This is a genomic window from Simiaoa sp., assembly GCF_051972595.1.
Taxonomy (GTDB): domain Bacteria; phylum Bacillota; class Clostridia; order Lachnospirales; family Lachnospiraceae; genus Acetatifactor; species Acetatifactor hominis.
On record NZ_JBOKRY010000031.1, the window covers coordinates 13,066 to 33,561 of the forward strand.

Sequence of the window (20,496 nt, forward strand, 5' to 3'; positions counted from 1 at the left end):
AATCTATTCTCTTTGCAAGAAAAAAAATATAAACTTTATATAAATTGCTATTAGTCCTTTACAATTCTCGCTTTATCTGATTATGTATCTGTCTTCTATAACTATTTCTTTTATTTTCTATATTTTCTCAAAGGAGGAGTTTCTTATGTCTTTATTTTTTTCCGATTTTATTCATACCAGAACTGATCTTACACAGAAAATCTCTGATATCCAACAGCAGTTGAATCATATTTTCTGCGGTAACTTCCTTACATGTTTTGTTCAAATGTCATTATTTCAATTTTCGTGGGTCTATACAGATTTTTTCTCTTCTGAGTTCCATTTTTTTCACTTTTTAATCGTCTTATTTTGTTAAATGGGTCTATACAGAAAAAATACTCCTCCAGATACTCATTTTTACAAAATCAAGTATCCCTGACTATATTTTTTCTGCATAGACCCATATGCTTCAAATTATAAAATTTATTTGCCCTCTTGAGTATCTCAGAACAACATTTTTCTGTATAGACCCATAATAATTATCTGCCGGGCTATCATGCCGCTCATATTTTACGGTGTCCTATCACAGGAAATCATTTTAACAATGGATTGTGTCATCCCGGAATTTACACTCAATCCTCCAGTACCCGATTCAGTACTTCATCCTCTAACACCAGTTTTTTCGCGGCTTCGCGGTACTTTTCCTCATGAAGGTAGGTATGGCGGTGGGGCTTGATTGTGGGAGCCATGTCGATGGCTTTGAGGAAATCGGATTTCTTCATATGTAAAGTTTCCACATAATCCCAGAAACCGGTATCCTGAAGCACTGTGCTGACACGAATATAACGGTGATCCTGTACCTTTGCCATAATGTAGGTGGCAATACCTACCTGAATACCATGTAACTGCGGTACTTCCAGAATCTTATCCAGCGCATGAGAGATCAGATGCTCACTGCCGCTGGTGGGAGCACTGCTTCCGGCGATCTCGTTGGCGATACCACTCATAGCCAGGGAATCCAACAGTTCTTTTAAGAACAATTCATCCTTGATGCTCTCATAAGGAGTGCGGACGAAACTGTTCACCGCTTTCTTCGCAATCATGACTGCAAAATCATTCACTTCGCCGCAGCCTGCCTTCTCTTCAAAGATCCAGTCGTAGAGTGCTGTGATCTTGGAGATCATATCGCCGATGCCGGAGTAGATGAACTTCTCCGGAGCGGTACGGATCACCTGAGTGTCCACAATGATACCATATGCCAGTCTGGCGGGAACGCTGGTTCTCTTCCCCTGCACCAGAAGGGATGCGCTGGCGCTGGAAAAGCCGTCACTGGAGCTGGAGGTCGGCACACTGATGAACGGGAGATTCCGCAAAAACGCCGCATATTTTCCGGCATCAATGACCTTGCCGCCGCCGATGGAGATCACCGCCTTCGCCTTATTCGGAATGGCAAACGCCAGCGTGATGATGTCGTCAATATCCACCGTATCCAGTTCATTATATTCTAAGACATTCACCTTAGCTTCCTTCAGGGAATTCATCACCAGTTCCCCGAACATGTCAATCAGTCCGTTGCCGAAAAATAATACGACCTGGTCCAGATTCTCCGCCTTCAAATAACCGCCGATTTTGCCTAATGTCCCGTTTCCGATCTTTAAAATGGACGGAATCGCCATCTCTTTTCCTATCTGCATGGTAACCTCTCCTTATGAATGATGTATTTATATGATGCCAGGGTCAAAAGGTCTAAGCCCATATGAGCTTGCTCATAAGTGGGTGAAAGACCTTTTGACCCCGACATCATTTATATTCTTTACATAGAAACATTGACTTACTGATAATTTCTTTTTTTAATATAACATTGCAATGTCAGATTGTAAATAAAATGTCAGCTTCTATATCTTTCTCTCTCACCCGGCACTGATTCCGAACATCTGCAACACCCATAAAAAAAGTCCCAACACCCAGCTGGAAAAAATCCCATACAATATTACCGGTCCGGCGATAGTGAAGATTTTGCAGCCGATACCGAATACCTGTCCTTCCTTCCGGTATTCCACCGCGGGCGCCGTCACAGAATTGGCGAATCCGGTGATTGGCACCAGAGCTCCGGCACCTCCCCATTTGGCAATCTTTGGATAAATGTGAAGTGCGGTGAGCACCACCGATACGAACACCAAAATTAAGGAGCACCAGCTGCCGGAGGTCTGTGGATCCATCCCCATCACATTTCCGGTATAATTCAGGATCCCCTGCCCGATGCAGCAGATGATGCCTCCGGTCAGGAAAGCTTTGCCCATCTGTGCCCACAGATTATGGGTGGGGGTGACGCTTTTTACATACTGTTCGTACTCCTGCTTCTCTTGTGCATCCGGTTGTACCGAATCTTTCGACATATGCGGCGTTTCCATTCTGTTCCTCCTGATCTGTCCTCATTTATGATCCTGATAACAGAATACCCTGATCTTGTATTTTTATGCTGATTTTCATTTATTTTTCCGATACTTTTTTCCGACACCTGCGTAATTGTCGAAAATGGTGCGCATATCCTCCGGATCACCTTCTGCATATACGGTAAGTCGACCACTTCCATCCAATACGCCGCGCTTCCTGGAATTTTCTCGGATGTAAACAGTTACAGTGTTTGACTGCTCTGTTTTTTCATGTAATAATAAAATCTGTAAGTACATTATGCACTCTGCGCTCTATGAGGGAGGTCTTTATGAAAAGAAATACAAAACAAAAATGGCGGACACTACTGTGTCTGTTAATGATTCCCGTATTCCTTACGGGGTGCCGCGTCCGGACGACTCCGATAGGAGTATTTGCACAGCTTCTGTCCTATGCGGAAAATGCCGGAAGCAGTTCATCACAATCGTCTCATCACGGCACTTATCATCAGGAGCCGGATGCCACTCCGATGCCCCAGGTAGATTATGGCAGTCTGGATTCTGTGGGGACAGTAGAAACGGTCATGATCTATATGGTAGGCTCCGATCTGGAATCTTATTACGGTAATGCCAGCCTGGACATGAATGAAATGGAAGCCGCCGGTGTGGACACGGCTCACAATAATGTCATCGTCTATGCGGGCGGTGCCTCTAAGTGGCAAGACCGGGGATTATCCGGCGATGACTGTACAACGCTTTTGCTGAAGGAGGAGGGATTTGTCCCTCTGGATACCTACCCTGCGGAAAATATGGGGAATCCCCTGACATTGAGCAGTTTTGTAAATTACTGCTTTGATTTCTTCCCCGCAGATTCTTACAGTCTGATCCTTTGGGATCATGGCGGCGGACCGGTCCTTGGTTATGGTGTGGATGAGAACTATAATGATCTGCTGACACTGGACGAGCTGGCGGAAGCCCTGGGAGATTCCGTAGGTGCCCATCAGACGAAACTGGAATGGATCGGTTTCGATGCCTGCCTGATGAGTTCCCTGGAGGTAGCTTCCGTACTGGCACCTTATGCCAATTATATGGTTGCCTCCCAGGAGACAGAACCCGGCTGGGGCTGGAATTATTCCTTCCTGTCTGAACTGTCCGGTGATCCGGTTTCCGGAGATCAGATGGGGGAAGCTATCATAGATGCCTACATGGATTACGGCGAGTATGTCTTTGATGTATATCCCAATCTGTACTCCGATCTGACCCTGTCCTGCATTGACCTGAATGCCTATGCGGAAGCAGAGGATGCCCTGAACACTTATTTTGCAGAGCTGGATACTTCTCTGGATGTGAAAAGTTTCCCCAGACTGGTGCGGAAGCGTGCCAGGGTAAGAGACTTCGGAAGTTACTCTTCCGATATGAATTACGGCATGGTAGATGTTCTACATCTGTTAGAGCTTCTCGGAGATAATTCACAGGCTGCGCGGGATGCTGTCTCTGCTGTGGAGCGCTGTGTCGTCTATTCCGACACGAATATGGAAAATGCCGGCGGTATTTCTATCTGTTATCCTTATCAGACGGATGAGGACTATCGGGATGCCTGCATTGAAATGCTTAACTATCTTGAATTTGCTCCGGATTACACCAGATTTTTGCAGGATTTCTATGCGATTCAGAATGGTGACACGCTGTTATCCGACCGCCAGATCTCCAGTGCTGCTACTACGGTCACCACCGAAAATGACGGTACTTATGACGAATCAGACATCACTCTGCAGCTGACACCAGAGCAGCAGGAGAACTTCGCTTCCGGCGGATATTATATTCTCTGTAAGGCGAAGGAAGAAGGTTATGTTACCGCGGAGGAAGATCCCAGAGCAGATGATATGTATCTGTTTATCCAGGGCAGCAAGCGCGTGACTTTGGATGAAAATGGGGTTCTGCATGCGGCATATAAAAACAATGCGCTGTATATGGAGGATGACGAGGGGATATCCGATATTCCTATGATCCTGACGGAATCGGATATCAGTGATGTGGAGAACCGTTATCTGTCATTTGTGGTACTGATGAATTTCGATAATTGGGAGTCTCAGGCTGTGCAGCTGCAGATTGCGGTAAATGAAGATTATCCGGATGGTATTATCCGAAATGCGATTCCTTTAAGCGATGATGACGACGATGTGCAAAGCGCCAGCAAGCAGCTGATCCATCTGGATGATTATGCGAATATGTCCGTGGCTGCACGTTGCAGTTACGTGACCCGGGATGAGAATGGGGAGTTGTTGGATTTCTTCGACTGGGAGAAATCGAAGTGGATGATGGGGTTTGAGGTGGATCTGACCTCCGACTATCGGACCGTGGTGCAGCCGCTGGATCATCCGGAGAATTACGTGTGCATCTTCTTCATGAAGGATTCCCAGGGGAATGTGTCCTATTCGGATATGATACCGTTGAAATAATGTAAATCTTCCGTAGCCCTTGGCAGGGTATAAGAAACGGTCTGCTTATTCTTATACCCTGCCGGGGCTACTGGTTTTTCACAGGCTTCCAGGACGTAGAACGCCCACGACGAATGAAATGTCATGCCGCGATGTCTGTCGGAGGGTGTTGATATTTTCTTGAAAAGTGTTGAAAAACAGGGGGAAAGCGGACACGATGTCCGCGTCAGCCAAGCCATGCGAGCATGGCTTTTGGCGCACATGGAGGGCGCGTGTAGGCGACCCCGTCATGATGAGAACCACTTTATCACTTTTCGTAGAAAATTCACACCCGGAGACGCGACATCAAGGCGTGATGTTCCATTCGCCGTGGGCGTTCGTGGATTCACTCAACTATCTGCAGGCTATCACGACCAACGAGGCACGGGAGAAAAAGCATCTGCACTCCGGCGTCCACTGCCTGCTGCCATGCCACGCCGAACTCAGGCTGCATGGCGGTGTAGGGACGGACCTCGGTGATGCCCTGCATCTGAATGACGAAAGCGACCATGCAGGTATATCCCGCTTCTACTGCCTGTGTCAGTTCCCGCAGGTGTTTCACACCGCGTTCAGTAGGTGCATCCGGGAAATAGCCGATCCCGTCGATTTCCAGGGTGCAGCCCTTCACTTCCAGAAGGTATTTCCTCTCCCCTTTTTCCATATAGAAGTCGATACGGGAATTGCCATAGGTATACTCCGGTCTGACCAAATCATAATCCTGCTTCTTCAGCCATTCTTTCACCACTTTATTCGGTGCCTGGCTGTCGATATTGATCCAGCCGATATTTTCCTTATAGACCGCCACCAGATCATACAACGTTTTCCTGGAAGGATTATCCGAGACCTCCAGCCGTACTGCCGCTCCCGAAAGGAGCAATTCCCTGCATCTCCCCGTATTTTTCACATGTACCGTCTCCGGTCTGCCCTGCATCTCCACATGGGCAATAAACCGGTTGGGGCGGTCAATAAATTTCCCTTCTACTATTTTTCCATACTTCATTACTACCTCTTCTAGCCGCACTCGCCGCCGCGGATGGACTTTACTAATAACGGTACTTCAAACAATAGCATCACGATCCATCCGATCATATTCGCCCACGCTAAGCTTTCGAAGTCCATATGCAGCAGGCGGATCATTACAAATACTGCCACAACTCTGCCCAACATATTCATAAAGGTACTGTACAGTGTCACCTTCAGATCGCCGATACCGCGGAAGAATCCCTGAATTCCATTGGTCATTCCCGGCAGGATATACATCCAGGAGATCAGGTGCAGATAACTGATTCCGAGAGATACCACCTGTGCATCCCCGTCCTCGGCGAACAAAGTCATGATCTGCGGGGCCAGACCCCAGATCACTGCAAACAAACCGATGGAATAGACCAGCTCGATCAACAATCCTGTCTGAAAGCCTTTCTTCATGCGTTCTTTATGTCCGGCGCCCTTGTTCTGCGCCAGGAAAGTCGTCATGGCATGTCCGATGTTCTGCTGCGGTGTATAGGCGAAATCATCCACCCGGTTCACTGCAGTAAATGCCGCCATGACCGCCACGCCCTGCGTATTGACTACTGACTGAATGATGAGCTTGCCCAGCTGTAAGCACACCTGCTGCATGGCACTGGTGCTGCCATAGCTGACAGTCTTACCAAGCAGGCTTTTATCGAAGACCCACCACTTTTTTCCAAGGCATAACAGTGGAATCTTTTTCTTGATATAAATGCCACACAGCAGACAGCACAGCCCCTCGCTGCACACTGTGGCAATGGCACTTCCCGCCACGCCCCATCGTAATACCACCACGAAGAACAGATCTCCGAAAATGTTTAAAAAGGCACTGGTTATCAGAAAATACAACGGTGTCTTACTGTCTCCCAGCGCCCGCATGGTATTCGCCAGAAAATTATAGATAAATGTAAATATCAGTCCCAGGAAAATGATCCGAAGATATACCGCAGCCTCCGGAATCGCAGTCTCCGGTACCCGGATCAGTCGAAGCACCGGTGTCGCCAACAGCAGCATAAGCAATGAAAATACCACAGAAAATCCGCAGCCTGCCAGCATGGTAGTGCTGATCTGCTTCGACAGGGTATCATAATCCCTGGCACCGTACTGGGAGCTCATTAAGACGCTGGCTCCCATACACATTCCGCTGATCAGCAGAATCGCTATATTCATGATCGGCGTGGAAGTTCCCACTGCTGCCAATGCCTGCTCACCCACGTATTTTCCTACGATCACGGAGTCCGCCGCGTTGTAGGTCAGCTGAAACAGATTGCCCAGTACCAGTGGTATTGTAAATGATACTAAGGGAAGCAGTATCTTCCCCCGGGTCATATCATGTTTCTCTATCGTACTCATTGCTTATCGCTGTCCTTTCGTTTTCATTTTCGCTAAGGAGGGGCTCTTCTGCTTTTCTATAAGTGTCTCTTCCTGATCTTGTTCTGCTTCTTCCATGCTGTCCTCTGCTCCGGACACCTCGTTGCCGCTGACAGACACTACACTGTCCGCATCCGCACTCATCCCGCTGCTCTGCTTCTCATCCATGCTGTCACTGCTTTGTTGTGCCGCCAGCAGATTCCCTGTAACGGCGCCATCCGTGCCTGCCGTCACCTCTGCCACGGCATCTTCCGGCATATCTGCGGCAGTTTCTGCCATTTCCGCTTCTATTGCTGCATTCTCTGCCTGCGCCGCTGCAAAATTTTCCACCGGTGCCGCACTTTCTGCGCCTGTGCTGTATGCTGACTGTGGTGCCGCTGTATCCGCACCGGTGCTGTCTGCCATTTTGGTGCCGCTCATGGTCATATACAGCACTCCCGCCACCACGAAGCAAAGACAGGCTGCCGCAATGCGGGACACATAGTATAGCGGAAATCTGCGTATTTTTCCATTTGCTTTCCGCTTTTCCACACCTTCATTCTGTTCACTCCGATGCAGTAATTCCTCCTCTACACCGGACAGGGCACGGAACAATCTTTCTTCTTTTTCTCTGTTTTGCTCGCTCATCTTCTCTTCCTCTTACAAGACAATTCCCTGCTGTTCCAGATATTTCTGCAGCTTTTTCCTCGTGCGGAACAGGGATGTCTTCACAGTATTCAGATTCATACCATAGCGCTCTGCGATCTGGGCATACTCCTCCACGAACCAGTACCTTCTTAAAAAAACATTACATTCCTGTTCGGAGAGTGTATGCAGGAAAGCATTGATACTCCGCTCTAACTCCGCTACTTCCACAATGCTTTCCGTATCGTGGGCTGCGGGAATACACTCCGCCAGTTCATCCAGCGTGGTATCCATGAGACCACTTCCCCGTTTTTTTGCATTCTTTGTCTTCCATCTATCAAACGATAAATTGCGGGTGATTGTTCCCAAAAACAGTTCCAGCCGGTTCGGTTTTTTCGGAGGTATGGCATTCCATGCCCGCATCCAGGTATCATTCAGGCACTCTTCCGTATCCTCCCTGTCATGCAGGATATGGTAGGCAATGCTGTAACAGTATTTTCCGTAACTCTTCTGTGTCTCTGCGATTGCCTGCTCATTCCTCGCCCAGTACAGTTCCAGTATCGCTGTATCTTCCACAGGTCTCTCCTTTCCAGAAAAGGCACTGCCGCAAATATCTGCAGCAGTGCCCCCATATTCTTCGTGTATCCCGTAATGTCCCCGGCTTCCTAGATCTGGAACTTCTTTGCATTCGCATTGAGCTCGTCTGCGATCACATTCAGCTGTACGGTGGCCTTCCGGCAATCCTCCACGATCTCTGACAGCTGATCCATCGTCGCCGCCGTCTCCTCGGTGCTGGCTGCATTATTCTGGGAGATTTCGGTCAGACTGTCGATCTTGTCCGCTACATCTGTCCGGTATGCTTCGATATGATCCAGCTCTTCGGAGATCACGTTAATCTCACCGACGACATTCTGAACCTCCTGGTTCAGGGTGCTGAAGACATTCAGCGTGGTACCCAGCTTCTCGTTCTGCTGATGGATCTCACCAACCACACCGTTCATGATCTGAACGCTCTGGTTGGAATTGCTGATCAGGTTCTCCACGATGCCGCGGATCTTGTCTGCGGATTCCTTGGACTGGTCTGCCAGACCACGGATCTCTTCCGCTACGACTGCGAAGCCTCTGCCCATCTCACCGGCTCTCGCTGCCTCAATGCTGGCATTTAATGACAGCAGGTTGGTCTGGTTCGCAATACCTGCGATGATATCGGTAGCTGCCTGAATCGCCTGTGCGGACTCGTTGGTGATATTGGTCTGCTCCTGCACCTGATCCACCGACTGCTGTGTATGAGAGCTGATCTTCAACAGTTCCTTCAGGGTGCTGTCCACGGTGGCATTGCTTTCCTTCATGTTGGCAGCACTGCTGCTCAAAGCATTAATACTGTCTGCCGTACGGCCCAGTGCATTGCTCATCTCGTTCATGCTTTCGCTGACTTTCTGGGTATCCGCCGCCTGAGTGGTAGCGCCCTGCGCAATCTCGTTGACCGCGGTATTGACTGCGGAAATAGACTGTCCGATACTGTCAAAATTGCTCGAAAAAGTTCCGGTGAATTCATCCATCTCTTGCATGGAACTGTAGATATTGGTAATGATCCGGGAGAAGCCTACCACAACGGAATGCACCGCTCTGGCAATTTTGCCGACTTCATCGGTTCTGTTTACCAGCTTCGTGGAGATATCAAAATTCAGCCTGCCTTCAGCCACCTGATCCAGATTGCTGACCACACCAAGCAGTGCTCTGGAAATCAGACCTACGACTAAAATCGTACTGATACAGAAGATCAGTGCCAGCACATACATAAAGATCGTATTGGATCTCACAATGCCGGAATACAGTTCTTTCACGTGCTCCACCGGGATCGCCACTGCCAGAGCCCCCGCTGTCTTGCCGTCGGTTCCGGTAATCGGTGTCAGATATGCATAATATCTGGTATCCCCCAGCTTCAGGGAAGTGTCAAAATATTCCGATCCTGCCAGTACTTTGGATGCCACAGAATCACTCAGTACGATGCCGGAATAGTCAAAGCTTGCTGCTGCCGCTTCCTTGTCCCAGAACAGTACCACATCTACGTTGGTATTGCTCGTGAAATTCTGGAAAAAGCTCTGATTCTCTGTAAAATTGATCTCGCCCTTGCAGAGACTGCCGTTCTCATAACGGAAGCCCTCCCCAGAAGCGCTGTCCAGATTCAGCTGCATCGCATATTCCGTAGCAGCCAGCTCTTCCTTCACAAGCGTTTCCGCGGTGTTGTTGCCGACTGCCTTCAATGCCAGCATCGCAAAAAATATGATGACCAGCATCGGCATCAGTACCATCGCGAGGATCTTGACGATCAGATTTGCTCCCTTTTTCCCCTTGAGATCTTTCATGTTGTCCAGTGAGACAGTTTCCCCTTCTGTCTGTTCCTGTTTTACCGCTTCTGCCATAGATAAAATAACCTCCTTTGTACCCTTATGACCTCTGTATATTCTTTCTAAAATGGACTGCCGGGAACAGCCCCTGACAGCTTAATAGATAAAAAGATTATAACGCACTCCGGTTGAAAAAGCTATTCTTTTTGTGCTTTTCCCTCCTGAATGAGGTCTTTGATCACCTCTCCACCGATGATCAGCCCCGCCACGGAAGGGACAAAGGAAATACTGCCCGGAATTGCTCTCCGGTCGGTGCATTTATGGACGGTGCCGGGAGGACAGACGCAGCCCGTCCGGCAGCTGGTTTCCATAGTTTCGAGAGGCTTCAGGGAAGCTTCGATAGAGTAGACAACCTTCAGTTTTTTCACACCGCGTTTTTTCAGCTCTCTGCGCATGACCTTTGCCAGCGGGCACATGGTAGTCTTATAGATGTCCGCCACACGGAACTGTGTGGGGTCAAGCTTATTGCCGGCACCCATACAGCTGATGACAGGGACTCCGGCCTCCTTTGCGCGCAGGATGATCTCGATTTTTGCAGTCACAGTGTCCACGGCATCCACGACGTAATCGTACTGGGAAAAATCAAACTGATCGGCAGTCTCCGGGAGATAGAAGCATTTATGTCCTACCACCTGTGCCTCAGGATTGATCAGATGAATCCGCTCCTCCATGACATCTACTTTGTATTTGCCGATCGTCTGACGGGTAGCGATGATCTGGCGGTTGATATTCGTCAGACAGACCTTGTCATCGTCAATGAGATCAAAGGCGCCGACTCCGCTGCGGGCAAGGGCTTCGACGACATAGCCGCCGACTCCGCCGATCCCGAAGACGGCGACACGGGCGTGGTAAAGACGCTGCATGGCATCTTTGCCGAGGAGTAATTCGGTTCTGGAAAATTCGTTTAACATAGATGTAGATTCCTTTTCTTATAACTATATTTAACTATATTGCACGCAGCTGTGCTGTCCCCCTTTCATCCAGCACAGCAAACACCGCACGGTCAGGGAACCGGATCGTGAAAATTCCAAGTATAAAAAAACATGGGAACTTAAAGGTTCCCATGCTTTAGCTTATTTTTATTGTTCCTACTAGTATACTGGGAATACTCTCGTAAGAGTATATCACATCTTTAGAGATTGTCATAGAGTCCCTGAATAAAATTTTTCACCTGGAGGTTGTTCTCAGGCGTGGTATCTTCGAGGGTAGCATGGATGTAGGGTTTGCGCTCTTTCATGAACTTAAGGATGGAGGTGTAGTCCATCTGTCCGAGACCGCAGCCTACGGATCTAAGCTTCCCATCTTCGGGAATAAAATCCTTCAGGTGTACCATGGCTACATCCGGTCCCAGCAGATCAATGGCTTCGTCCACAATTGCTACCTGATCCTTGTAATTACAATAATCCAGCAGATTCACCGGATCCAGAATGATCTGAAGGTTGGGCGAATTGATCTCATCCAGCACTCTTCTCGCTCTGGCGGGATTGTAGACAATATGCTTCCATACCGGCTCGATGGCCATGACCACACCCATCTGCTCGGCATATTTTACGACGGGACGTAAGTTGGTGATAAAGGTCTGCAAAGCCTCTTCACCATGGCATTCGGGTACTGCGGTATAAGTAACGTTGGGAGCACCGGTCTCGGTTCCCACCACACCGCAGCCAAGCCACGAAGCAAAACGGATATGTGCCATATAGCGGTGGGTGATCTTCGAAAGCTGCTCCGGATTGGGATTTGCCAGATTCAGATAGCATCCAAGCACCGCAACATCCACCTGATTTTTCGCAAATACATTTTTCATATACATAGCAAGTCCCGGGGTCAACGCCTCATCGGTAGTGGGAAACTCGGTGATCACCTTACCGGGTGCCAGATGTCCGCAGGCAAAGCCAAGCTCATGGACATTGGCAATACGCTCCTCAAAAGGGAGCTTTTTCGTATCATGTAAACGGATTCCTAACTGCATAATTTCCTCCATTTCAATCACGGCTCTTGGACCGTATTCTCTTATGTTTGTCGTACTGTAGCGTGCGCTCGTTATATCATAAGCTCACGAATTCGTGCTATCGCACTCTACATCCTGCTTCGCAGGATATTCGTTCGCTAATGAGCCCAGAAAAACAAATGTCTGCTTCGCAGCCACTTGTTTTTCCTTGAGGCTCATTACATCAGCGCTGGATCAGCTCATCCACGCCTTCCAGCTCGTAAGCCTCTCCAACCTGTCCTTCGATTTTTACGTTATCCAGGGTCAATTTTGCAACATTTCTTGCAAAAAGTCCTCTCTTACTGCTTTTTTCTACACCATCCGACATGGCAGGTACATCACATTTTGCATCCGCGGCATAGCTGATGGAGATGTCCTTCATGCAAATCTCCTCGATCTTCTGCTCCGGAAGTCCGTCAAAATAAGCTGCTGCCACATGGCAATTGGTGCAATCCATATTTTCAAATACCATTTTTTTCACCTGTGGTGTTCTGTCATCCACGGGGTAGACATCTCTGGACTGTACATAGGTGGTCTTGCCGTCGGGGTCGCAGAAATAGAAGCAGTTGACCACAAGCGGTGTCATCACATGATCCAGGGTCAGATTCCGGAAAATGATGTTGCTTAAAATCGCATCTTTTCCTCTGCCACGGCGGGTCTTGATACGCAGGCCTCTGTCCGTATGACGGAAAATGCAGTCCTCCACCGTCAGATTTACCACACCTCCTGCCATCTCGCTGCCCAGAGTTACGGCACCGTGACCGTTCTCCATCAGGCACTGGCGGATGTGGATGTTCTCAGAAGGGGTCTTGTGCTTTTTGCCCATGTAGATCTTGCCGCTCTTGACTGCAATACAGTCATCTCCCAGGGAGAAACGCACGCCCAGGATCTCCACATTTTTGCAGGACTCGGGATCCAGTCCGTCGGTGTTGGGAGAATCGCTGGGATTCTGCACCGTCACACCGATGAATTTCAGATCGTTGCTAAAATAGGGATGCAGGGTCCAGGAAGGAGAATTGCAGAAGGTCACTCCCTGTAAAGTCACATTTTTACATCCGCTGATGAAAAACAGTCTCGGGCGGAACGCAATGTTCATGACCTTGGGGGCCTTCCACCAGTTTTCCTTGGAAGCGTTGCCGTTGATCTTACCCTGGCCGTAGATCACCACATCTTCTGCACCGATGCCGCAGATAATGCCGGAGAACATAGGTAAGGGATTGCCCTCCCATGTGCCGAGATTGTACTCGTCGGTCTCATCGTAGCTTTGTAACATGCCGGGGAAGGTAGGAAATTTCTCTCTGTCGGTAAATGCCTTAAGCTCCGCGCCCTCTGCCAGTTCGATACGGATGTGGCTTTTTAGGAACAGGCTAGTAATGCGGTAGATTCCTGCGGGGAAATACACTCTGCTGTTCACCGGGCATGCCATAATGGCAGCCTGGATAAAGTGGGTATCGTCGTGCTCGCCGTCACCCTTGGCACCGAATCTGGTCACATCCAGGGTCACATACTCGTAATCTGTCTTGAAAGATACTTCACCCTGCTTTTCACCGTTCACATAAGCTTCCACCACATATTTCTGATCCGGCTTTAAATCAAACAGGGAAGTGATGGTCTTCTCTGTGGTCAAAATAGTCTCACCGTTTAATCGTAATTCTATGGGCTGTTTTGTAAAATATCTGCCGCCGTCCGCGATTTCAATGGTCGCACTACGGGCAGTATGCATAATATGTCTGATTTCCATGCGCTGTTTCCTCTCGTTTCTACCTCATGCACTCCTGATATTTTTCCGCTAACAATAAATACTCCGCACATGCCTTCTGTACAGCATCGCAGAATACCTTTTGGGATTTGTCATCCATGGCAAATTTTTTCTCTTTTACATCGTAGTACTGCTCCAGCATACGCTTTACTGCACAGCGGAAATTATCTAAAAGTTCTCTGTAATTTTCATAGATCTCCGGGCTGATCTGTTCTACCGTATGAAGCAGTGCTGCGGTATAATCCGCGCCGTTTTCCGCGGTGAATTCGCTCTCCGCATGCTTTTTTAACACACGCATCTGCGCCATGATATCCGGATAGCCTTCCTTTTTATTCTCTGTGGTCTCATATGCCGCATATGCGGGATATACCAGATCCGCAGCCTGATAGATGTTCCTGCATCCCGCATCTGCCTGCACCTTTTTTAAGTCAAAGATGCCTTCCTCCGTACGGGGAAGTGCCTTGATTTCCTGAATTGTCATAGCTCCTCCTATATAACAAAGGCGTTCTCCTGCACGTTTATTGTAACAAAAGAACGCCGTTTTGTGTATGATCTTTTACAGAGTTACACCCTGCTTGAAAATAGCCATATCATGGAAGCCTGCTGCCTCGCTGCATACCTGCCTGCCGGAAGCGGTCTCCACTACCAGATCAAACAAAGCCTTAGTCTCCTCTTCCATGGTCTTATCCTCTACCAGTACACCGGCATTGAAATCGATCCAGTTGGACTTTTTACCTGCCAGGCGGGAGTTGGTAGCGATCTTCATGGTAGGAACCGGAGATGCGAAAGGAGTTCCGCGTCCTGTGGTAAACAGTACGATATGTGCTCCTGCGGCTGCCAGTGCGGTAGCTGCCACCAGATCGTTGCCCGGTGCTGACAGAAGGTTCAGTCCCGGTGTCTTCACGGTGTCGCCATACTGCAGTACGCCCTTGACCAAAGCGCTGCCGGACTTCTGGGTACAGCCTAAGGACTTATCCTCCAGAGTGGAGATACCGCCCTTTTTGTTACCCGGGGAAGGATTCTCGTAGATGGTCTGATTGTGGCTCTTGAAATAGTTCTTGAAGTCATTGATCAGATCTACGGTCTGGTGGAACAGTTCCTCGTTGGCGCAACGGTTCATCAGAATGGTCTCTGCTCCGAACATCTCGGGAACCTCGGTCAGAATGGTAGTACCACCCTTGGAGATCAGCAGATCGGAGAAGCGTCCTACTAAGGGGTTCGCGGTAATGCCGGACAGTCCGTCACTGCCGCCGCACTTCATGCCGATGACCAGCTTGCTTGCGCTGATGGGTTCTCTCTCGAACCTGGATGCGTAATCGATCAGACCCTTGATGATCTCTACGGAGTCTGCGATCTCATCCTCGTGCTCCTGGCACACCAGGAATTTCACACGGTTCTCATCATAATCGCCGATATAAGGCTTCAATACATCAATGTTGCTGTTCTCACAGCCCAGTCCCAGTACCAGAACACCGCCTGCATTGGGATGGTTGATCAGGTCTGCCAGAATCTTACGGGTATGCTCCTGATCGTCACCCATCTGGGAACATCCGTAAGGATGAGGGAATGCAATAACCTCTTCCACGCTGCCTTTAACAAATGCATTGGCCTGCTTTGCGATGGCGGTTGCCACGTTGTTGACACAGCCAACGGTGGGGATGACCCAGATTTCGTTACGAACGCCTACTTTACCGTCGGGACGGTTGAAGCCCATGAAAGTAACATCTTCTGTCTTCTTCTCCTCTACGGGAGTAGGATTGTAGGTGTACTCCAGCAGATCGCCCAAAGCTGTCTTTACATTATGAGTATGGATCCAGCTGCCCTCTGCGATGTTCTCCTTGGCATTACCGATACGGTAACCGTATTTGATGACCTCGCCGTCTTCGGGAATGTCAACAATTGCCATCTTATGTCCTGCGGGGATCTCTTCTCTGGCGGTAACGGTCTTAGAACCGCCACCGGCAGAGACTGTGATCTTCTCACCGGCAGGAATCGTATTTAATGCTACAACTACATTATCGTTATCATTAATCTTTAAGAAATCTTGCATAATGCTGCCCTCATGCCATTTGCCTTAATATCATCCAGGTATGCTGCGACTGCATCGGTAAGTCCGGGAACCTTGTTCAGATCCTGACCGAAGAAGTCTTCATTGCCCAGGAAGGAAGTTACAAAAGTCTTAGTGTCCTTCTCACAGTTTGCTGCGAAGAACTCCAGAACTGCCTTGTCATCCATGATGTTGTATTCCTGACCGTCTCTGTGTCCGATCAGAGCCTTATCGCGGATCTCAGTGCCATGATAGAATGCCATCAGTGCTGCGATGGAGAAGGTCAGATGAGCGGGAAGCTTACCGGTCTTCTCAACATAGCCAAGCAAACTGGGCATACATCTTGCTCTCCACTTAGATACGGAATTTAAGGAGATCGCAAGCAGTGCATGATCTACATAAGGATTGTCAAAACGGTTAACAACCTCACCTGCGAACTGCTTCAGTTCCTCCTCAGGCAGAGACAGGGTAGGGATTACTTCGTCGTAAATGGTCTTCAGCATGAAGTTGCGGATATCGTCGTCATGCATGGACTGTCTTACGATGTCGTTGCCGCACAGATAAGAAGCCAGTACGAAAGAGGTATGCGCACCGTTTAAGATACGAACCTTTCTCTGCTTGTAAGGCTTCTGGTTGTCAGTGAAGATAACAGGAAGTCCTGCATCGGGAAGAGGGAACTCCTTGCTGATATCCTTAGCGGACTCGATAACCCACAGAGCGAACGGCTCACCGGTTACCATGATATGGTCTTCGTAACCGAGCTTCTCCCACTCTTCCTGTTCCGTAGCACGGGGATAACCGGTAATGATACGGTCAACCAGAGTAGATGTGAATACACATGCCTCATCTACCCACTTCTTGAACTCATCGCCCAGACCCCACAGCTCGATCAGCTGCATTACGCACTTCTTTAACATAATACCGTTGTCATCGATCAGCTCTACGGGAAGCATTACCAGACCCTTGCTCATATCCCCCTGAAAGGTCTCGAATCTGTGATATAAGAACTTGGTCAGCTTGCCGGGGAAAGTCTTGGGAGGCTCTAACTCGAACTTATCGGTATCATCATATACGATACCTGCCTCGGTGGTATTGGATACTACGAAACGTAAGGTATCGATCTCGGCAAGTCCCATGTACTTGTCATATTCATTATAAGTGTCTACTGCATCTGCAACGCTGGTTACGATTCTATTAATGATCTTGGCTTCACCGTTCACATTACCGCGAAGGGATACAGTGTACTGGCAATCCTGCTTGTGGAACATATCCAGATTGCCGAACTCGATGGGTTTGATCAGAACGATGTCTCCGTCGAACTTACCCTGCTCGTTGGCGATATCGATCATGTAATCTACGAATCCACGTAAGAAATTACCCTCACCGAACTGTACGACCTTGATAGGTCTCTCCTTTTTACCGGTCTTTGCCTTGTTTAAGATATCCATTTTGTCCTCCATTCTACGCATAGCGTATCCTATCTGCACCGTCTTACGGCACTCTGTTCCCTGCACTTACCTTCCCAATCGCCTCTTGGCAATTACGTTTTCAACGCCGGTGGTGTTTTGGGTTCTGAATTGTACAAAGTTTATGTAAGTACTTTCATGATTCATTTTACTTCAAAAAAGCTGTTTCGTCAATCACCAAAAACAGAAACTTATTTTTTGCTCAAACTATTGATTTTATCGGCAATATTTCATATTGATAATATTTTGTCACAGAAGAAGTTGAAAAAGCATCTTGAAAAAAGAGAAGTCTTTCGTTATAATTCAGATATAGCTTTTTATGTAACTACTTACATTTTTCTTACAAATTCTGTTACATAGAAGCGGAGAGGAATCCGCAGATGACAATTTACGATATTTCTGAGAAGGCCGGTGTCTCTATTGCTACTGTTTCCCGCGTATTAAATGGAAGCAATAATGTAAGCGAGAAAACCAAGAAAAAAGTTCTGGACGTAATCAACCAGTATGAGTACACTCCCAACGCATTTGCCAGAGGGTTAGGGCTCAACACTATGAAGACCATCGGTATCATGTGTGCCGACAGTTCGGATCCGTATCTTGCCAAGGCGATCTATTATATCGAGCAGAAGCTTCGTGCCAACGGCTATGACAGCATCCTGTGTTGTACCGGTTATAACCTGGATACCAAGGCAAGCTCCATGAACCTTCTGATCACGAAAAAAGTAGACGGCATTATATTGGTAGGTTCCAACTTCATCTACGAGAAGGAAGAAGACAACAAATACATTACGGATGCCGCTGTGCAGGTTCCTGTGATGCTGTTGAATGCTGCAATGGATGCTCCGAATGTGTACAGTGTTGTCTCGGATGATTTTACTTCCATGTATGACGCTACCATGGAGATGATCCGTTCCGGTGTGAAAGATATTCTGTATTTCTATAATTCTACTTCCTACAGTGGTAAGAAAAAGCTGGCAGGCTACCGTGCCGCCATGGAAGAAAAGGGACTTCTCACCAACGGAAGCTTCCTGCAGCTCTATCAGGGTTCCCATGAGGACATTCCCGCTATGGCAGAACAGCTGATCAGGCTGCACACAAAAGGCATCACTTTCCACGGTGTTATCGCCGCTGACGACTCTTTGGCACTGGGTGCCATGAAATACGGGCGTGAAATGAGACTCCGCATTCCGGAAGATCTGTCGATTATCGGTTATAATAATTCCATGCTGGTGAACTGCTGTGATCCGGAACTGACCAGTATCGACAATAAATTAGAGACGCTCTGCCAGCATCTGATCACAACTCTGATGGGTGTCCTTGGCGGAAACGAGATGCCGAAAAAGACCGTATTCTCCGGGGAACTGGTAAAACGCGGCACCACAAAATAATTTTTTCTTTTCATCAATGACAGCAAGGGGTAGCTGAAAATACCCTTTTTAGTATATTTATGGAGGAATTTAAAATGAAAGCATTTATGGACAAAGACTTTCTGTTAGAGACCGAGACAGCCAGGAAGCTGTTCCACGACTACGCAGAAAAAACACCGATTCTGGATTACCATTGCCATATCAATCCCAAGGAGATCGCTGAGGACCGTCAGTTCGACAACATCACCCAGGTATGGCTGGGCGGCGACCACTACAAGTGGCGTTTCATGCGTTCCTGCGGTGTTGACGAGAAGTACATCACCGGTGACGCTTCCGATTACGAGAAGTTCTGCAAATGGGCAGAGTGCCTGGGCAAGGCTATCGGCAACCCCTTATTCCACTGGAGCCATCTGGAGCTGCAGAGATACTTCGGTTACAACGGTGTTCTGAACAAAAACACTGCTGACGAAGTATGGAACCTGTGCAATGAAAAGCTCCATCAGCCTTCCATGAGCGTTCGTAACCTGATCAAGCAGAGCAACGTTACCCTGATCTGCACCACCGATGATCCTATCGATTCTCTGGAGTGGCACAAGAAGCTGGCTGCAGATGATACTTTCGATGTAAAGGTTCTGCCCGCTTGGAGACCCGACAAGGCTATGAACATTGAGAAGCCCGATTATCTGGATTATCTGGAGAAGCTGGCTGCCGCTGCCGGCATGACCGAGATCAACTCTTTTGCAAGCTTAAAGGAAGCTCTGAAGAACCGTATGGCATTCTTCGCATCCATGGGTTGTAACGTATCCGACCATGCATTAGAGTATGTAATGTACTATCCTGCTTCCGACGATGAGCTGGAAGAGATCTTCTTAAAGAGACTGAACAAGATGGTTCTGACCAAGGAAGAAGAATTGAAGTTCAAGACCGCATTCATGCTGTTCGTAGGCCGCGAATATCATAAGCTCGACTGGGCTATGCAGCTGCACTACGGTTGTAAGCGTGACAACAACACCCTGATGTTCGAGAAGCTGGGTCCCGATACCGGTTACGACTGTATCAACAACTACGCTCCTTCCGCTCAGATGGCAGACTTCCTGAACGCTCTGATCGTAAGTGATGAGCTTCCCAGAACTGTCATCTACAGCCTGAATCCTAACGACAATCAAGCAATCGGTACCATCCTCGGATGTTTCCAGGATTCCACCGCTGTTGCCAAGATCCAGCAGGGTTCTGCATGGTGGTTCAACGATCACAAGACCGGTATGCAGGATCAGATGATCTCCCTGGCCAACCTGGGTAATCTGTCCGGATTCGTAGGAATGCTGACCGACTCCAGAAGCTTCCTGTCCTACACCAGACATGAGTATTTCCGCCGTATCCTGTGCAACCTGATCGGTAACTGGGTAGAGAGCGGCGAGTTCCCCGCAGATTACGATACTCTGTCCGAGATCGTAACCGACATTTCTTACAATAACGCAAAGAGATACTTCAAGTTCCCTCTGGCATAAGAGATAAGATGAAAAGCCCCCGGTGATGAACCGGGGGCTTATTTTGTAAATTGAGAGTTAATTAAGAAATGCTATCGAATCCCCGTAGCCCGCATTGGGGCTAAG

At 48.3% G+C, this 20,496-nt stretch carries 17 protein-coding genes; 3 read left to right on the top strand and 14 right to left on the bottom strand.

The features are described from left to right. Positions 1 to 611: 611 nt before the first annotated feature. The 3 genes from ACTRDR_RS10775 to ACTRDR_RS10785 form a co-directional block, all read right to left on the bottom strand. Complete coding sequence (locus tag ACTRDR_RS10775) at positions 612 to 1,673, bottom strand: iron-containing alcohol dehydrogenase family protein (RefSeq protein WP_440527476.1); 1,062 nt, start codon at positions 1,671 to 1,673, stop codon at positions 612 to 614. 216 nt (positions 1,674 to 1,889) lie between these two features. Further along, the gene (locus ACTRDR_RS10780; protein ID WP_440527478.1) at positions 1,890 to 2,390 is read right to left on the bottom strand and encodes a SpoVA/SpoVAEb family sporulation membrane protein; all 501 of its coding nucleotides are present in this window, start codon (positions 2,388 to 2,390) and stop codon (positions 1,890 to 1,892) included. A gap of 75 nt (positions 2,391 to 2,465) precedes the next feature. Beyond that, on the bottom strand, positions 2,466 to 2,669 hold the full coding sequence (locus ACTRDR_RS10785) for a hypothetical protein (RefSeq protein ID WP_440527479.1): 204 nt from the start codon (positions 2,667 to 2,669) through the stop codon (positions 2,466 to 2,468). A 32-nt stretch (positions 2,670 to 2,701) separates the two neighbouring features. Here ACTRDR_RS10785 and ACTRDR_RS10790 point away from each other — a divergent pair, with 32 nt between their 5' ends. Next, positions 2,702 to 4,828: a clostripain-related cysteine peptidase gene (locus ACTRDR_RS10790; protein ID WP_440527481.1), complete on the top strand. Its 2,127-nt coding sequence runs from the start codon at positions 2,702 to 2,704 to the stop codon at positions 4,826 to 4,828. A gap of 364 nt (positions 4,829 to 5,192) precedes the next feature. On the opposite strand, the gene sfsA is transcribed toward ACTRDR_RS10790, so the two are convergent. The 11 genes from sfsA to ACTRDR_RS10845 all read right to left on the bottom strand — a co-directional run bounded on the left by sfsA (position 5,193) and on the right by ACTRDR_RS10845 (position 17,498). Then, entirely contained in the window at positions 5,193 to 5,846 is a 654-nt protein-coding gene (gene sfsA / locus ACTRDR_RS10795) for a DNA/RNA nuclease SfsA (protein WP_440527483.1), read from the bottom strand. Positions 5,847 to 5,857: 11 nt separating this feature from the next. After that, positions 5,858 to 7,207, bottom strand: coding sequence for an MATE family efflux transporter (locus ACTRDR_RS10800; RefSeq protein WP_440527485.1), 1,350 nt, complete (start codon positions 7,205 to 7,207; stop codon positions 5,858 to 5,860). 3 nt (positions 7,208 to 7,210) lie between these two features. After that, positions 7,211 to 7,852, bottom strand: coding sequence for a hypothetical protein (locus ACTRDR_RS10805; protein ID WP_440527487.1), 642 nt, complete (start codon positions 7,850 to 7,852; stop codon positions 7,211 to 7,213). A gap of 12 nt (positions 7,853 to 7,864) precedes the next feature. After that, positions 7,865 to 8,425 (bottom strand): RNA polymerase sigma factor, encoded by a 561-nt coding sequence (locus tag ACTRDR_RS10810; protein ID WP_440527489.1) that lies wholly within the window; start codon positions 8,423 to 8,425, stop codon positions 7,865 to 7,867. 89 nt (positions 8,426 to 8,514) lie between these two features. Next, positions 8,515 to 10,272: a methyl-accepting chemotaxis protein gene (locus tag ACTRDR_RS10815; RefSeq protein ID WP_440527491.1), complete on the bottom strand. Its 1,758-nt coding sequence runs from the start codon at positions 10,270 to 10,272 to the stop codon at positions 8,515 to 8,517. 122 nt (positions 10,273 to 10,394) lie between these two features. After that, entirely contained in the window at positions 10,395 to 11,168 is a 774-nt protein-coding gene (locus tag ACTRDR_RS10820) for a tRNA threonylcarbamoyladenosine dehydratase (RefSeq protein ID WP_440527493.1), read from the bottom strand. Between the two features lie 221 nt (positions 11,169 to 11,389). Then, positions 11,390 to 12,226, bottom strand: a complete 837-nt coding sequence (locus tag ACTRDR_RS10825; RefSeq protein WP_440527495.1) for a sugar phosphate isomerase/epimerase family protein — start codon at positions 12,224 to 12,226, stop codon at positions 11,390 to 11,392. 202 nt (positions 12,227 to 12,428) lie between these two features. Further along, complete coding sequence (locus ACTRDR_RS10830; RefSeq protein WP_440527496.1) at positions 12,429 to 13,985, bottom strand: glycoside hydrolase family 28 protein; 1,557 nt, start codon at positions 13,983 to 13,985, stop codon at positions 12,429 to 12,431. Positions 13,986 to 14,004: 19 nt separating this feature from the next. After that, positions 14,005 to 14,484, bottom strand: coding sequence for a hypothetical protein (locus tag ACTRDR_RS10835; RefSeq protein WP_440527498.1), 480 nt, complete (start codon positions 14,482 to 14,484; stop codon positions 14,005 to 14,007). A gap of 75 nt (positions 14,485 to 14,559) precedes the next feature. Next, positions 14,560 to 16,053 carry a UxaA family hydrolase gene (locus ACTRDR_RS10840; protein ID WP_440527499.1) on the bottom strand — a complete coding sequence of 498 codons (1,494 nt, stop codon included), beginning with the start codon at positions 16,051 to 16,053 and terminating at the stop codon, positions 14,560 to 14,562. Continuing rightward, a complete protein-coding gene (locus ACTRDR_RS10845) occupies positions 16,038 to 17,498 on the bottom strand; it encodes a tagaturonate reductase (RefSeq protein ID WP_176865985.1) in 1,461 nt (486 codons plus the stop codon). The genes ACTRDR_RS10840 and ACTRDR_RS10845 overlap by 16 nt, the downstream gene beginning before the upstream one ends. Before the next feature lie 398 nt (positions 17,499 to 17,896). Here ACTRDR_RS10845 and ACTRDR_RS10850 point away from each other — a divergent pair, with 398 nt between their 5' ends. Then, the gene (locus ACTRDR_RS10850; RefSeq protein ID WP_440527501.1) at positions 17,897 to 18,904 is read left to right on the top strand and encodes a LacI family DNA-binding transcriptional regulator; all 1,008 of its coding nucleotides are present in this window, start codon (positions 17,897 to 17,899) and stop codon (positions 18,902 to 18,904) included. Positions 18,905 to 18,978: 74 nt separating this feature from the next. Further along, a complete protein-coding gene (uxaC, locus tag ACTRDR_RS10855; RefSeq protein ID WP_440527503.1) occupies positions 18,979 to 20,391 on the top strand; it encodes a glucuronate isomerase in 1,413 nt (470 codons plus the stop codon). Positions 20,392 to 20,496: the final 105 nt, after the last annotated feature.